Source organism: Curtobacterium sp. MCSS17_016 (genome assembly GCF_003234255.2).
GTDB classification, from domain to species: domain Bacteria; phylum Actinomycetota; class Actinomycetes; order Actinomycetales; family Microbacteriaceae; genus Curtobacterium; species Curtobacterium flaccumfaciens.
Genome location: NZ_CP126254.1, coordinates 3,184,391 through 3,197,464 on the forward strand (window position 1 = coordinate 3,184,391; position 13,074 = coordinate 3,197,464).

Below are 13,074 nucleotides of genomic sequence, written 5' to 3' on the forward strand. Positions count from 1 at the left end.
CTTGGACACCGCTGACGAAAGGTTCCCCATGTCGATGACCGTCCTGCTCGAGGTCCAGTTCCAGAGCGATGCCCCCGAAGACGCACTCCAGGGTGCGATCCGCGAGACGCTCGAACAGACCGCGTCGTTCCACGGCCTGGAGTCGCTCGAGGTCCTGGTCGACGACGAGGACCCGGCGCGCATGGTCGTCGTCGAGTCGTGGACGACCCCCGAGGACCACGACACCTACGTGGCCTGGCGCGCGACACCCGAGGGCGCTCCGGCGATGGCACCGTTCCTCGCCGCGACTCCGGTCACCCGCACCTTCGCGCGGACCCTCCCGCTCGACTGAGCGGGCGCCGACACCGAAGCTGACGCCGACGCCGACGCCGGTGCCGCGGTACGACGACGGCGCGATCGCTCAGATCGCGTCGTCGTCGGTGTCGAGCGGCACCGGTCGGTCGTCGTCGGGGAGCAGTTCGTCGTCCGCGTCGTCGACCACCGGCAGGTCGTCGGGGTCGAGCACGGTCGGCTCCGGTTCGTAGTCGGTCTCCTGCGCCTCGCGGAAGTCGTCGAGGTTCTCGTCGTCCTTCGGATCGCTCATGGCCCCGAAGCTACCTCCGGATCCTCGACGTGTCCGCAGACGATCAGCGCTCCCGACGAACGATCAGCGGGCGGCGTGCTCCCGGGCCTCCATGGCGTCCCAGGCGAAGCTCGCAAGCCAGTGGGTGGAGTAGTACTCCTCGCCGACGCTCGCCGCGAGCCCCGAGGCCAGCAGCCGGTCGGCTGCGTCGTCGAGCAGGTCGGCGATGCCCGTGCCGGAGTCGTCCGGACCGCCGGCGCGGAGTGCGTCCGCGATGCGCCGGGCCGACCCCGCCCGCGACAGGTCGAGGCCGAACAGGTGCACCTGCTGCGGGTCGTTCTCGTCACGGACCACCGTCGACCGCAGGATCGCGTCGCCCGGCTGCACCGCGGCGAAGAAGCCACGGGCCCACGTCCCGAACTCCGGGGCGGGCAGCACCGCCCGCATCAGGTCGGCTTCGGCGAGGCCCGGGGACAGGAAGTCGTGCCCGCTCCGCTCCCAGGCGAACGGCCACCCGGCGTCCGCGCCGAACCAGTCCTTCGCAGCGCCCTCGACCGCTGCCGCCAGGGCCGGACGGTCGAGCGACCGGGCGGCCTCGAGCACGAGCAGCAGTCCGAACGCGGAGTTCGAGTGCACGCCGTGCCGGACCGGGTGCGCGGCGCCGTCGATCCACCGGACGACCAGGTCTTCGAGGACGTCGACGACGGGCGCGAAGCCCGGCGCCAGTGCCCGGACAGCGGGTGCCTCGGATGCCGACACCTCGGCGGCGAGCCGCGCGAGCCACGCCCAGCCGTAGGGGCGCTCGTAGTGCGGCGTCTCGCGCAGGTAAGCGGCCTCGGTCGCCAGGTGATCCGTCGTGAGGTGCGCCTGCAGGATCGCGGTGAGCCGGGCCTCCAGGTCGGTGGGCAGGCCGTGCGCGACCAGGCGCGCCGCGAGCCAGTGCATGTGCACCGACGAGTGCCAGTCGTACGACGTGGCGAAGGCGGGGTGGAGCTCGACGGGCAGAGCCCGGTCGTCCGGCCCGGACGTCGCGTGGTGCGCGGCGTACGGGTACTCGCGGGTCGTGTTGTCCGCGGCGACGGCCGCGAAGCGGTCGGCCCACGCGGCCCGGGTCAGGTCGATCGGGGCGGCATCAGAATGCGACAAGGTACATGACTCCCATGTTGACGACGAGCAGGATGGCGGCGGTGGGGATCTGCGCCTTGATCGGGCCGTACTTGTCCCGCATCTCGAGCAGCGCAGCTGGCACCAGGTTGAAGTTCGCGGCCATCGGTGTGACGAGCGTGCCGCAGAAGCCGGCGAGCATGCCGATCGCGAAGATCGCGGCGGGGTTGCCGTCGAAGCCCTGCACCAGCACCGGCCAGCCGATCGCGGCCGTCATGATCGGGAAGGCGGCGAAGGCGTTGCCCATGATGATCGTGAACAGGGCCATGCCGAGGCAGTAGATGACCACGGCGGCGAGCAGCGAGCCGTCGGGCAGGACCGACTTGATGATCGTGCCGACGGCGTCACCGACCCCGGCCTGGGTGAAGACGATGCCGAGCGTCGAGAGCATCTGCGGCAGCAGCGCCGCCCAGCCGATCGCCTGCAGCAGGCGACCGCCCTCGCGGATCGGGGTGGCGATCTTCGGCGGGCGCAGGACGAACACGGCCACGACCACGGCGAGCACCGAACCGATGCCCAGGCCGGTCAGGGTCGCACTGCCCTCGGCGAGGAGCGGTTCTCCGCCGAACGAGACGAGCGGGCCGAGCGTCGCGACCAGCACGGCGACCACCGGCACCACGAGGGCCGGGATGAAGAGCCGGTTGCCGTACTTCGTCGCGAACGCGGCGCGCTCGTCCGGGCTGGTGGTGGCGAGCACACTCGTGCTGCCGCTGCCGGCGTCCGTGATCTTCTGCGTCACGCCGGTGGGCTCGGCGGGGCCGGTCTCGGCGCCCGTGCCCGCGCCGGGGATGCTCGCGACCCGGGTGCGGCTCGTCGTCCCGGTGAAGCCGAGTCCGGCGAGCGCGACCATCACGAGGACGGCGATCCCGAGTGTCCAGGCCGGCACGGTGCCGGCGGCGACGAAGGTGCCGTAGAAGAACGACAGCCCGAGGATGCCCCAGAACGCCGCGTTGCCCAGGCGCTTCGCGTGCGCGGTGTCGGTGACGATCAGGACGGCGACGGCGATGAAGAACGCGCCGATGAGCCAGTAGAGCCATTCGCTGGTGATCACGCTGCTGCCCCCAGGGTCGGGGCGTCGGCACGGGCGTCCGCCGCCATCTTGTCGAGTCGACGGTCGAACAGCAGCAGGCGTCCACCGTGCACGATAAGCGCCGCGATGCCCGTCGGGATCGCCCACAGGGCCAGGTCGATCGGTTCGAGCGACAGCCCGTAGGTCGAGTCGACGAACGTCGTGATGAGCAGGATCGAGCCGACGGCGACGAAGACGTCCTCGCCGAAGAACACGCCGACGGTGTCGGACGAGGCCGAGTAGCCCTTGATCTTCTCGCGCATGCGGTCGTCGATGCGCCCGTACTTCTTGGTCGCCGCACCCTCGGCCATCGGGTACACCAGCGGGCGCACGGTCTGCGCCGGGCCACCGATGCTGGTCAGGCCGACCGCCGCGGTGACCTGCCGGATCACCAGGTACCCGGCGAGCAGACGACCCGTCGTCAGCTTGTCGAGCTTCGCGATCAGGCGCTTCGCCTGGTCCTGCAGGCCGTAGCGCTCGATCAGGCCGATGACGGGCAGGACGAGCGCGAAGGTCGTGACGGATCGGCTCGAGGCGAACCCGTTACCGAACGCGTCGAGGATGCCGACGGGACCGATCCCGCCGATGGCCGCGGTCACGATGCCCGCGACCGTGACGACGAGGAGCGCATTGATGCGCAATGCGAAGCCGACGATGACGACGGCGACGCCGATGAGGACGAACATGCGGGACAGTCTGGACCGCATTGTTCAACAATCGCAAGAGCCGGTTCCGCTCTGTAACACGCCCTTCACAAACGCCACCCGTGCCAGGATCGGTGCCATGACCCGAACCGTCGGCGGCGCTGACTCCACGGCCACGCGGTTGCGCACCATGATCGCGTCGGGTGGGTTCTCCCCCGGGGCGCAGCTGTCCGAGGAACGGTTGAGCGACCAGCTCGGGGTGTCACGGAACACCCTGCGCGAGGCCTTCCGACTGCTCGCCCGCGACCGTCTGGTCGAGCACGTGTTCAACCGCGGGGTCTTCGTCCGCCGGCTCTCCGCCGCCGACGTCACCGATCTCTACGCGGCTCGGCGGGTGCTCGAAGAGGCAGCCGTCCGCGCCTGCGCCCCCGACGCACCGGCACTCGCCGAGGCCGCCGCAGCGGTCGCCGACGCCCGGGCAGCAGCGTCCGCGGGAGACTGGGGTGCGGTCGGCACCGCCGACATCCGCTTCCACGCCGAGCTCGTGCGCGCGGTGCCGAGCGAGCGGATCCACGCTCTGATGGACGGCCTGCTCGCCGAGATGCGGCTCGCCTTCCTGACCACCGCGGACCCGGCCTCGTTCCACGCCGACTTCGTCGAACGCAACGACGCGATCGTGTCCGCGTTGCGCGGTGGCGACCAGGACGCCGCCTCGGCGCTGCTCGCCGACTACCTCGACGACGCGGAGCGGACGCTGCGGGTCGCCGCCGGCGCAGCCGACTGAGGGACGGCCAGGAGGCCCGGTGCGGCTCTGCCCCGCACGCGCAATCCGAGCGCGCTCACGCTGGCGCCCGCGGATCGCTCGGTCAGGACTTCCCGCCGAGCAGGGCCGTGACCGCGTCGACCACGACCTGGCGACGCCGCGGCGGCGTCACGGCCTGCACCAGCGGCTCGTACTCCGGAGCGGTCGCGCTCCAGAACGCAGCGGCGTGCAGGACGAGCCCGAGGAGCACCGCCGGACGGAACGCCCGCGGCAGGACCCCGGCGCGCTGGGCGTGCTCGACCTCGGCCACCGCGTCGGCGTAGCTGGTCGCGACGGACTCGAGCGGGACGTCGGCACGCTCCAGCCGGTGCCAGGTCGCGAGCCGCTGGGCCCAGGGGCGACGGACGTACGAGTCGTGCACCCGGCCGGCCCAGGCGGCGAGGTCGGCGGTGTCGAGTGGAGCCTCGGCGAACGTCTCGGTCACGGTCTCCGCGACGAGGGCGTCGAACAGCCCCTCCTTGCTGCCGAAGTAGTGGAAGACCTGCGCCTTGTTGCTCGACGCCGCGGCACCGATCCGTTCGACCCTGCCGGCGGCCAGTCCGACCGCGGCGAACTCGTCCCGCGCGGCGAGCAGGAGCCGGGCGCGCATCGCGTCAGCGGCTGGGGGCGTGAATCGGGCCATAGCGACCACCGTACCGATCGATGAGCGTGTTCGTCATATACCAAAACTTTGCACATCAGCAGGTGAAACGTTGGTAGCGTGCTGCCCGTACAGCGTGCCGGTCGACCAGGACCGGCACATACGGATCGCGAAGGAGCAATCATGTATCAGCGCAAGCGGCGGAGCTGGGCAGCGTCGACAGGAGTCGTAGCCTGCGTCACGGCAGCAGCTGTCCTCGGCACATCCGTGCCCGCGACGGCTGCGGTGGCCCCGGCATCGAGGCCGGTCTCCGCGTCGAGCAGCGCACCGACCCACGGCCCGACAACCACTCGCAGCGCGGCCGCGACCGGTGCCCCCGCTTGGGCGCGGCCCCTCTCCAACACCGCAGCACCGGCGGGGTCATCCGATCGTGTCGGCGAGACCGAGCGGAGCTGGATATCGCTCATCCGCACTGCGATCAATGCGTTGAAGAAGGTCCCCGCACTGTGGAAGAAGCTCTCGGACGGTGTCAAGAAGTCGTTCGCAACCTTCCAGCGCACTGCGTGGCCCGCGATCAAGGCTGCCGTAGGGACGATCAGCACGCTCATCACGGCCTGGGACATCTGGAAGTACTTCAACTGACCCAGCTTCGAAGGGGTGGTGGCTGCACCACCCCTTCGAAGCCCCAACGTAAGGAGGGGTTGTGGCTGCAAGGAAATCTCGTTTACGACCACTGCTCAGCGCTGGACTCGCAGCGATGGCCGTCCTGCTCGGGGCCACCTGTGTCGTCCTCGTTGCCGCCGGGTGGCCGCTCTCGGTGGCGGCCGGAGCGGCCGGCCTCAGCGCAGCGGGCTTTGCTGGAATCGTCGAACCGAGGAGCAAGGTGGCACCAGCCGCCTTCTTGGTCTGCGTCGGAGCGATCGGGGCAGCACTTCTGCTCGATCAGCTGATGTCGTGACCGATCCGATCGAACTCCGTCGGGTCGGTAAGACCTACGGCAAACGCATCGCGCTCGATGACGTCTCCTTCTCCTGTCCCGAGGGGACGATCACAGCGTTCTGTGGGCCGAACGGCGCCGGCAAGTCCACCGCCTTGAAGATCCTCACCGGAATCACCCGAGCCGATGTCGGAGCCGCGTTCGTGAACGGGCAGGAACTCCAACAGCTCTCCGATCCGGCCCGCTTCCTCGGTTGCCTGCTGGACGCGTCAGCCTTCCACCCAGGTCGATCCGTCCGCGAGACTCTTCGGCTCACAGCTTTCACGATCGGCGAGCCCTTCCGAAGGGTCGATCAGTGTCTCGAGATGGTTGGCCTGTCAGAGGTTGCCGCCAGACGAGTCGGGAAACTCTCCCTTGGCATGCGTCAGCGACTCGGTTTGGCGCACGCGCTACTCGGGCACCCGCGTGCCCTCGTGCTGGACGAACCGTCCAACGGCCTGGATCCCGAAGGAATGCGTTGGCTCGACAACCTGCTGCTCCACTTCGCGGAGCAGGGAGGAACAGTCCTCGTCTCCACTCATCAACTCGCGGCAGTGGAACGGACCGCCGACCGCCTGGTCGTGATCTCCCGCGGACGGATCGTGGATGAAACCCGACTCGATGATCTTCGGACACAAGCCGGACGCACCTTCGTCGTCGCTGAAGATCTTCCGCGCTTTGAGCAGGCACTCCGACGCGTCGGCAGCCACCCCTTCCCCACGGGAGCAGGCTTGCTCGTGGACCTTGCACCAGAGGAGGTCGGTCGTGCTGCGCGGGATGCACGAATCGCGCTCCTCGAGCTCAGGAGCGAGGACATCCGGCTCGACGCGTACCTGGCATCCCTCACCGCCACGGAGTACGAGGGGAGGATGGCGTGATCCGTTTGGTGCTCGTCGAGATGCGACGCGCTCTCGACACACGCGGCCCCCGATGGGCATTCGCAGTCGCAGCTGTCAGCGGAGTGGTGCTGTCCTTCCTTATCGGGTGGGAAACGAAGACGTTCGTCGCTTTCGTGGCGGGACTCAGCGTGGCTCTTCCCCTGCTCATGGGTCTCCTGGCTGTCATGGCGTTCACGGCCGAATGGACCACGCGTGCGGCGTTGACGACGTTCTCGATCACGCCACGACGCCAGCGGATCCTCGGCGCCCGCTACGTCGCGGTCTTGATCCTCGGCGTCTCGACGCTCGTCGTCATCCATCTCCTCGCTGCCGTGGTCTTCGCCGTCACACGGCCCACCTCAGCCGCTTCTGTCTTCGACATCGCGGTACTCCGGCAGTTCTGGGAGATGCTCGCGACGACCATCGCCGCGACGCTCACCGCGACGGCTGTGGCGGGCCTGGTGCTACGAACAGCGCCCGCACTCGTCATCGCTGTGTTCGGTCCGTTGTTCCTCACGATCGGCCTCGCGTTCACACCAGCCCTCCTCAACTGGCTGAATCCATACGCCTTCGCGTCGTGGCTCGCGGCGCCTGGTCTTGACTGGACGATCGCCTCGGAAACCCGCGTCGGCGTCGGCCCCGCAATGACGTCGTTCGTCGTTTGGACCGCGATTCCACTCGCGCTCGGGTGGTTCCGACAGCTCCGCGCAGAACCGCGGTGATGCATCTCCCGGCGGCCCACACCGGGCCAACACCCAGGAAAAGAGACTCAAAGAAGTGAGGATCAAGCGTTTGATCAACTCCCTCGGCTGCGTCACGAAGGCAGTCCGGATCATGTGGGGCGCATCCTTCAGCTGGGAGAAGATCCGGGCCCTCGGCGGGGCTGCGGCTGCGCTGGGGGCTGAGCTCCTCGGCATCGCGGCAGTGAAGCGAGGGTGCTTCCGATGAGGCGTCGGGCGCCGGCCTTCATCGTCCTCTTCGGGATCGTGTCGACGGTCGGCGCCTGGCTCTCGCTCGATCTGCTCTACGCGTGTTTGGCCGCGCTCGCGACGATCACGTACGCCGCCTTCGCTCCGAGCATCGTCGGGAGTACCCCGATCCCCCCGGGGTGCGCACCAGACCCGGCACAGGTGCGGAGTTGGCGTGAGACGCATCCGGACTCGACGGTGAGCGAAGCGATCGATGCCGTCACCAAGCGTGAGCGCATCGACTCGGAGGCCCGTGGAGACAACAGCTCCGGGCGACCCGCCCGGCGCCGCTGACTCCGACCACGCTGACCGCCCACGCAGGACCGGCGACGGTTCCATGCGCGCAGCAGTCGGATCCCCGCGCGAGCACCACGACGACGCACGATTCCACCGCAGATGGGCAACTTTGCGTCCCCCGAACTTCCCTAGGCTCGAGACGATCCGGTAACGCGCACCACTCGTCCGCAGATCCGCGGCCGACCCCGATGACGGGAGGTTCGACATGTCCCAGTTCGCCCAGAAGACCTCGCAGGACGCCATCGTCGGAGAGCCCGAGGTCGTCGAGGACCACCTGTCCGTGCGCGAGATCGCCGCCCACCCCGCCTGGCTCCGGCTCAAGCGTGCAGTCGTCGCCCTGCAGGCCCTGCAGACGCGGGACGGCTCCGTCCCCGAACCGTCCGACCACGCCGCTGCCGCCGGACACGTCGCGGTGATCGTGCCGGCCGTCGCCGAGCTTGCACCGCACTTCCCGCACGACGCCGCGTTCCTGCACGTGCTGCAGCTCGACTTCGCACGCTGGCAGGAGCAGGGCTTCGGGGTCCCCGACTTCCTCGACTCCCTCACCGCGTTCCAACCGCAGCAACACCGCGTCGACGGGCTCGGCCACCTGGTCGTGTTCCCGATGGTCACCCAGAACGGCAGCACCTCGCGCTTCGTCGAGGCGGTCCTGGTCGAGGTCATCTGGCCGGAGTTCATCGCCGAGCTCGAGGCCGGCGACCACGGCAACGCGTTGTTCGTCGCGCTGCGATTCGTCGACTTCACCCCGGGGTACGACACGAACTCGGCGGTGCTGTTCCCCGAGACCGTCGCGATGCGCACGATCCCCGCCTTCACGTGGGGCGCGATCTTCCAGGACCGCGAGGCCGCCCGCTACCGCCGGGTCGTCCGTGCCGCCGCCGACGTCACCAAGCTCGAGCTGCCGGCCGAGGCCGCTGCGATGCTCGACGACCAGCAGCTGACCGAGCGGGTCTTCGTGATGTGGGACATCATCCACGACCGCTCGCACATGCGCGGGGACCTGCCCTTCGACCCGTTCATGATCAAGCAGCGGATGCCGTTCTTCCTCTACTCGCTCGAGGAGCTCCGCTGCGACCTGACCGCGTTCCGCGAGTCCGTGCGTCTGGATCGCGAGCTGTCCGCCGGACCCGACACGGGCCTCCAGGACGCGCAGCGCGCCATCCGCGACCACGCGCGCCTGGTGCAGTACGCGGTCGTCTTCGACCGCATCTTCCGCTTCGCGATCACCGGCAGCCGCGTCCGCAACTACGACGGACTCGGCGGCCAGCTGCTGTTCGCCTGGATGCACCAGCACGGCGTCCTGCACTGGACGGACACGCAGCTGACGATCGACTGGCCCGAGGTGCCGGACGTGATCATCGCCCTGAGCGACGAGATCAACGAGCTCTACCGGCGCTCGATCGACCGGCCGAAGTCGGCGCACTGGCTCGCCGCGTACGAGATGCTGACCCGCACGCTCACGCCGCACCCGGCGTCGAAGTGGGCGCGTGGCCTGCCCGACGAGACGCTCGCCGGACCGCCGCGCGGCTACACCGATGCGGTGCTCGACGACGAGTTCCCGCTGTCGATGTTCTACGAGGCGCTCGACAAGAAGATGGCGACCGTCATCGCGTCCACGGCCGGCATCACCGGCACCACGGACGCCGAGCTCGTCGGCGAGGCCGCCGCGTGACCGACGGCTCGATGGCCGGTCGCCTGGTGCTGATCGCCGGTGCGACCAGTGCCAGCGGCGCAGCCGTCGCGCGCGCACTCACCGCCGCCGGTGCGGCCGTCGTCGCGGTCGGCACCAGACCCGACGCCCTGGAGGCCCTGCGCGCGTCCGTCCCGGGCGTCACGACACGCACGTGCGACCTGTCGGACCTCGGTGCGGTCACCGCGTTGGCCGACGACGTCCACGCGGACGCCGGCCGCGTCGACGGACTGGTCCACCTGGTCGGCGGGTGGCGCGGCGGTGGCAGCATCGTCGGCCAGTCCGACGCGGACTGGGACTTCTTCGACCGCGCCTTCCGGACCCTGCGGAACACGACCCGGGTCTTCCACGACGACCTCGTGGCGTCCCCTGCCGGGCGGCTCGCGTTCGTGTCGTCCACCGCGGTCGACTCCCCCACCGCCGGCGCCGCGAACTACGCGTCGGCGAAGGCCGCGTCCGACGCCTGGGTCCGGGCCGTCGCGCAGGGGTTCCGGAAGGAGGCACCGGAGACCGCCGCGGCCGCCGTGTTCGTCGTCGGTGCACTGTCCGGCCTCGAGGAGCGGCTCGGCACCGAGGTCGTCCGGCTCTGGGACGTCCCACCGGCCGACGTCATCCCGCTCACGGCGCCTGATCCCTCGAACCTAGGATGAACGCGTGACCCTCCGACTGCACGACCTGGACCTGCGGGGCTTCGCCTCGGACAACTACGCCGGCGTCCACCCCGAGATCCTCGCCGCCATCGCCGCGGCCAACGACGGCCACCAGATCGCCTACGGCGAGGACGTCTACACCGCACGTCTCAACGAGGTGATCCGCGAGCACTTCGGGTCGCAGGCCGAGGCGTTCCCGGTGTTCAACGGCACCGGCGCGAACGTCGTCGGCCTGCAGTCGATGCTGCCGCGGTGGGGAGCGGTCGTGTGCACCGCGACCGCGCACATCCACACCGACGAAGCCGGTGCGCCCGAGCGCGTCGCCGGCATCAAGCTCCTGCCGGTCGAGGCACCCGACGGCAAGCTGACGCCCGAGCTCATCGACCGCGAGGCCTGGGGCTGGGGCGACGAGCACCGTGCCCAGCCGCTCGTCGTGTCGATCACCCAGACCACCGAGCTCGGCACCGCCTACACGGTGGACGAGGTCCGGACGATCGCCGACCACGTCCACTCGCTCGGCATGAAGCTGCACATGGACGGCGCCCGCATCTCCAACGCCGCGGCGTCCCTCGGGGTGCCCCTGCGCGACTTCACCACCGACGCCGGTGTCGACGTGCTGAGCTTCGGCGGGACGAAGAACGGCATGCTCTACGGCGAGGCGATCGTCGTGCTGAACCCCTCGGCGTCCGAGGGGTTGCACTACCTGCGCAAGATGAACATGCAGCTCTCGTCGAAGATGCGGTTCGTCTCCGCGCAGCTCATCGCCCTGCTCAGCGACGACCTGTACCTGCGCTCCGCCGGGCACGCCAACGCCATGGCCGCCCGACTGCGCGGTGCTTTGGAGGCCGGTATCGCCGACGGCAGCATCCGGGGCGTCGGCTTCAGCCAGCAGACCCAGGCGAACGGCGTCTTCGCGACCCTGCCCGCCGGGGTGGCCGACCGGCTGCGGAAGCACTTCCGGTTCTACGACTGGGACGCCAGCCGCAACGAGGTGCGGTGGATGTGCGCGTACGACACCTCGGAGCAGGACATCGACGACTTCGTCGCGGCGCTGACGCGGGAGCTCGACGCCGCCTGAGCCGGCACCGTCCGATCCGGCCCGGCCCGGGCCGACGCGTGCCGGGCCGGGCACCGGCGCTCGGTTCACCCGAACGGGATGACCCGCACCACGATCGCCACCACGAGCATCGCCATCGCGACCACGGCCGCCCGCCACAGCACCTTCCGGTGGTGGTCGCCGAGGTTCACGTTGGCCAGCGACACCAGCAGCAGGATCGCGGGGACGAGCGGGCTCTGCATGTGCACCGGCTGCCCGACGACCGAGGCCCGCGCCATCTCGGCCGGCGTGATCCCGTACGCCGCGGCGCTCTCGGACAGCACCGGCAGGATCCCGAAGTAGAACGCGTCGTTGCTCATGAAGAACGTCAGCGGCATGCTCAGCACACCGGTGATGCCCGCCAGGTACGGGCCCATCGAGTCCGGGATCACCGCAACGAGCCAGTCGGCCATCGCCGCGACCATCCCGGTGCCGTCGAGCACCCCGATCAGCACCCCGGCGGCGAACACCATCGACACGACACCGACGATGCTGGGGGCGTGCGCGACGATCTGCGCGGTCTGCTGCTTGAGCTGCGGGAAGTTCACGAGCAGGGCGATCGCCGTGCCGATCATGAACACGAAGTGCAGCGGCAGCAGGCCCAGCACGAGCGCCACCATCACCGCGACGGTCAGCGCAAGGTTGAACCAGATCCGCTTCGGCCGCAGGGTCGGACGGTTCGGGTCGAGCATCGTCTCGGCCATGGTGCCGGTCCCCGTGCTCTCGTCCCCCGACCCGACGCCGTCCACGCCCTCGCCGTCCGCACGCCGACCGTCGGCCTTCCCGCCGCGCAGTCCGAGCGCGACCGTGGGGCTCGTGAACATCCCGCCGCCGGTCCCACCCACCGCCGCGAGCACCCGTGAACCGGCCCGGGCGTTCGCCCGTTCCGGCACCCGCGCACCCCGCGAGGCCTCGGTGAACTCGATCAGCCCGAGGCGCTTGCGCTCCCGCAGGCCCATCGTCCACGCGAACGTGAAGCACAGCAGCAGCCCGACCACGAGCGACGGCACGAGGGGCACGAAGATGTCCGTCGGGTCGATCTTCAGCGCGGCGGCGGCACGGGCGGTGGGCCCGCCCCACGGCACGATGTTGAGCGTGCCGTTCGTCAGCCCGGCCACGCACGTCATCACGACCGGGCTCATGCCGAGCTTCAGGTAGATCGGCAGCATCGCCGCCGTGACCACGATGAACGTCGTCGAGCCGTCCCCGTCGAGCGACACCGCACCGGCCAGCAGCGCCGTGCCGAGCACGATCTTCGCCGGGTCGTTGCCGGTCACCCGCAGGATGAACCGGACGAGCGGGTCGAACAGGCCGACGTCGATCATCAGCCCGAAGTACATGATCGCGAACATCAGGAGCGCGGCCGTCGGTGCCAGCGTGCCGATCGCCTCGGTGACCATGTCGCCGAGTCCCAGACCCGCCCCCGCGAACAGTCCGAACACGGTCGGCACGATGATCAGCGCGAGCATGGGCGACATGCGCTTGGTCATGATCAGGACCATGAAGGTCAGGACCATCGCGTACCCGAGGATGACGAGCATCAGGACTCCTTCGTCCGTGTCTGGCAGTCCGGGCACGCTACGACCCGGCCTGGAGGCGCGGCGCGCTTCTGCACATTGGCGCACCATCGTGCGTTGACCGCTTTCTGCGCATTGTGCGCAGGCGGGTCGGCTCGCC

Annotated in this window: 16 protein-coding genes; 9 read left to right on the forward strand and 7 right to left on the reverse strand. The window is 69.8% G+C overall.

Annotated features, from left to right (window positions below):
• Positions 1-28 precede the first annotated feature (28 nt).
• Positions 29-331, forward strand: a complete 303-nt coding sequence (locus DEJ19_RS15020; protein ID WP_071405925.1) for a putative quinol monooxygenase — start codon at positions 29-31, stop codon at positions 329-331.
• Positions 332-400: 69 nt separating this feature from the next.
• Here DEJ19_RS15020 and DEJ19_RS15025 read toward each other — a convergent pair whose 3' ends face one another.
• The 4 genes from DEJ19_RS15025 to DEJ19_RS15040 form a co-directional block, all read right to left on the reverse strand.
• Positions 401-583, reverse strand: coding sequence for a hypothetical protein (locus DEJ19_RS15025; RefSeq protein ID WP_111232875.1), 183 nt, complete (start codon positions 581-583; stop codon positions 401-403).
• A gap of 63 nt (positions 584-646) precedes the next feature.
• A complete protein-coding gene (locus DEJ19_RS15030) occupies positions 647-1,708 on the reverse strand; it encodes a DUF2891 family protein (protein WP_258377362.1) in 1,062 nt (353 codons plus the stop codon).
• Positions 1,695-2,777: a DUF979 domain-containing protein gene (locus tag DEJ19_RS15035; protein ID WP_111030606.1), complete on the reverse strand. Its 1,083-nt coding sequence runs from the start codon at positions 2,775-2,777 to the stop codon at positions 1,695-1,697. Before DEJ19_RS15035 ends, DEJ19_RS15030 begins: the two co-directional genes overlap by 14 nt.
• A complete protein-coding gene (locus DEJ19_RS15040; protein ID WP_027465970.1) occupies positions 2,774-3,481 on the reverse strand; it encodes a DUF969 domain-containing protein in 708 nt (235 codons plus the stop codon). The genes DEJ19_RS15035 and DEJ19_RS15040 overlap by 4 nt, the downstream gene beginning before the upstream one ends.
• 97 nt (positions 3,482-3,578) lie before the next feature.
• Between DEJ19_RS15040 and DEJ19_RS15045 the strand changes: the two genes are divergently transcribed.
• Complete coding sequence (locus DEJ19_RS15045) at positions 3,579-4,223, forward strand: GntR family transcriptional regulator (protein WP_181441489.1); 645 nt, start codon at positions 3,579-3,581, stop codon at positions 4,221-4,223.
• 82 nt (positions 4,224-4,305) lie between these two features.
• Here the strand turns inward: DEJ19_RS15045 and DEJ19_RS15050 are convergent, their stop codons facing one another.
• Both DEJ19_RS15050 and DEJ19_RS15055 read right to left on the reverse strand, forming a co-directional pair.
• The gene (locus DEJ19_RS15050) at positions 4,306-4,884 is read right to left on the reverse strand and encodes a TetR/AcrR family transcriptional regulator (RefSeq protein WP_111100402.1); all 579 of its coding nucleotides are present in this window, start codon (positions 4,882-4,884) and stop codon (positions 4,306-4,308) included.
• 146 nt (positions 4,885-5,030) lie between these two features.
• A complete protein-coding gene (locus DEJ19_RS15055) occupies positions 5,031-5,480 on the reverse strand; it encodes a hypothetical protein (protein ID WP_146250632.1) in 450 nt (149 codons plus the stop codon).
• Between the two features lie 316 nt (positions 5,481-5,796).
• Between DEJ19_RS15055 and DEJ19_RS15060 the strand changes: the two genes are divergently transcribed.
• From DEJ19_RS15060 to DEJ19_RS15090, 7 genes are all read left to right on the forward strand, one after another.
• Positions 5,797-6,696 (forward strand): ATP-binding cassette domain-containing protein, encoded by a 900-nt coding sequence (locus DEJ19_RS15060; RefSeq protein ID WP_181437976.1) that lies wholly within the window; start codon positions 5,797-5,799, stop codon positions 6,694-6,696.
• A gap of 185 nt (positions 6,697-6,881) precedes the next feature.
• On the forward strand, positions 6,882-7,418 hold the full coding sequence (locus DEJ19_RS15065) for a hypothetical protein (protein WP_146244688.1): 537 nt from the start codon (positions 6,882-6,884) through the stop codon (positions 7,416-7,418).
• A 70-nt stretch (positions 7,419-7,488) separates the two neighbouring features.
• Positions 7,489-7,644: a hypothetical protein gene (locus tag DEJ19_RS15070; RefSeq protein ID WP_181441488.1), complete on the forward strand. Its 156-nt coding sequence runs from the start codon at positions 7,489-7,491 to the stop codon at positions 7,642-7,644.
• Entirely contained in the window at positions 7,641-7,958 is a 318-nt protein-coding gene (locus DEJ19_RS15075; RefSeq protein ID WP_111100405.1) for a hypothetical protein, read from the forward strand. The genes DEJ19_RS15070 and DEJ19_RS15075 overlap by 4 nt, the downstream gene beginning before the upstream one ends.
• A 208-nt stretch (positions 7,959-8,166) precedes the next feature.
• A complete protein-coding gene (locus tag DEJ19_RS15080; protein WP_111232871.1) occupies positions 8,167-9,633 on the forward strand; it encodes a DUF6421 family protein in 1,467 nt (488 codons plus the stop codon).
• 11 nt (positions 9,634-9,644) lie between these two features.
• Positions 9,645-10,301 (forward strand): SDR family NAD(P)-dependent oxidoreductase, encoded by a 657-nt coding sequence (locus DEJ19_RS15085; protein WP_111232930.1) that lies wholly within the window; start codon positions 9,645-9,647, stop codon positions 10,299-10,301.
• 4 nt (positions 10,302-10,305) lie between these two features.
• Positions 10,306-11,379: a threonine aldolase family protein gene (locus DEJ19_RS15090; RefSeq protein WP_071245082.1), complete on the forward strand. Its 1,074-nt coding sequence runs from the start codon at positions 10,306-10,308 to the stop codon at positions 11,377-11,379.
• A gap of 65 nt (positions 11,380-11,444) precedes the next feature.
• On the opposite strand, the gene DEJ19_RS15095 is transcribed toward DEJ19_RS15090, so the two are convergent.
• A complete protein-coding gene (locus tag DEJ19_RS15095; RefSeq protein WP_111232870.1) occupies positions 11,445-12,938 on the reverse strand; it encodes a CitMHS family transporter in 1,494 nt (497 codons plus the stop codon).
• Between the last annotated feature and the right edge of the window lie 136 nt (positions 12,939-13,074).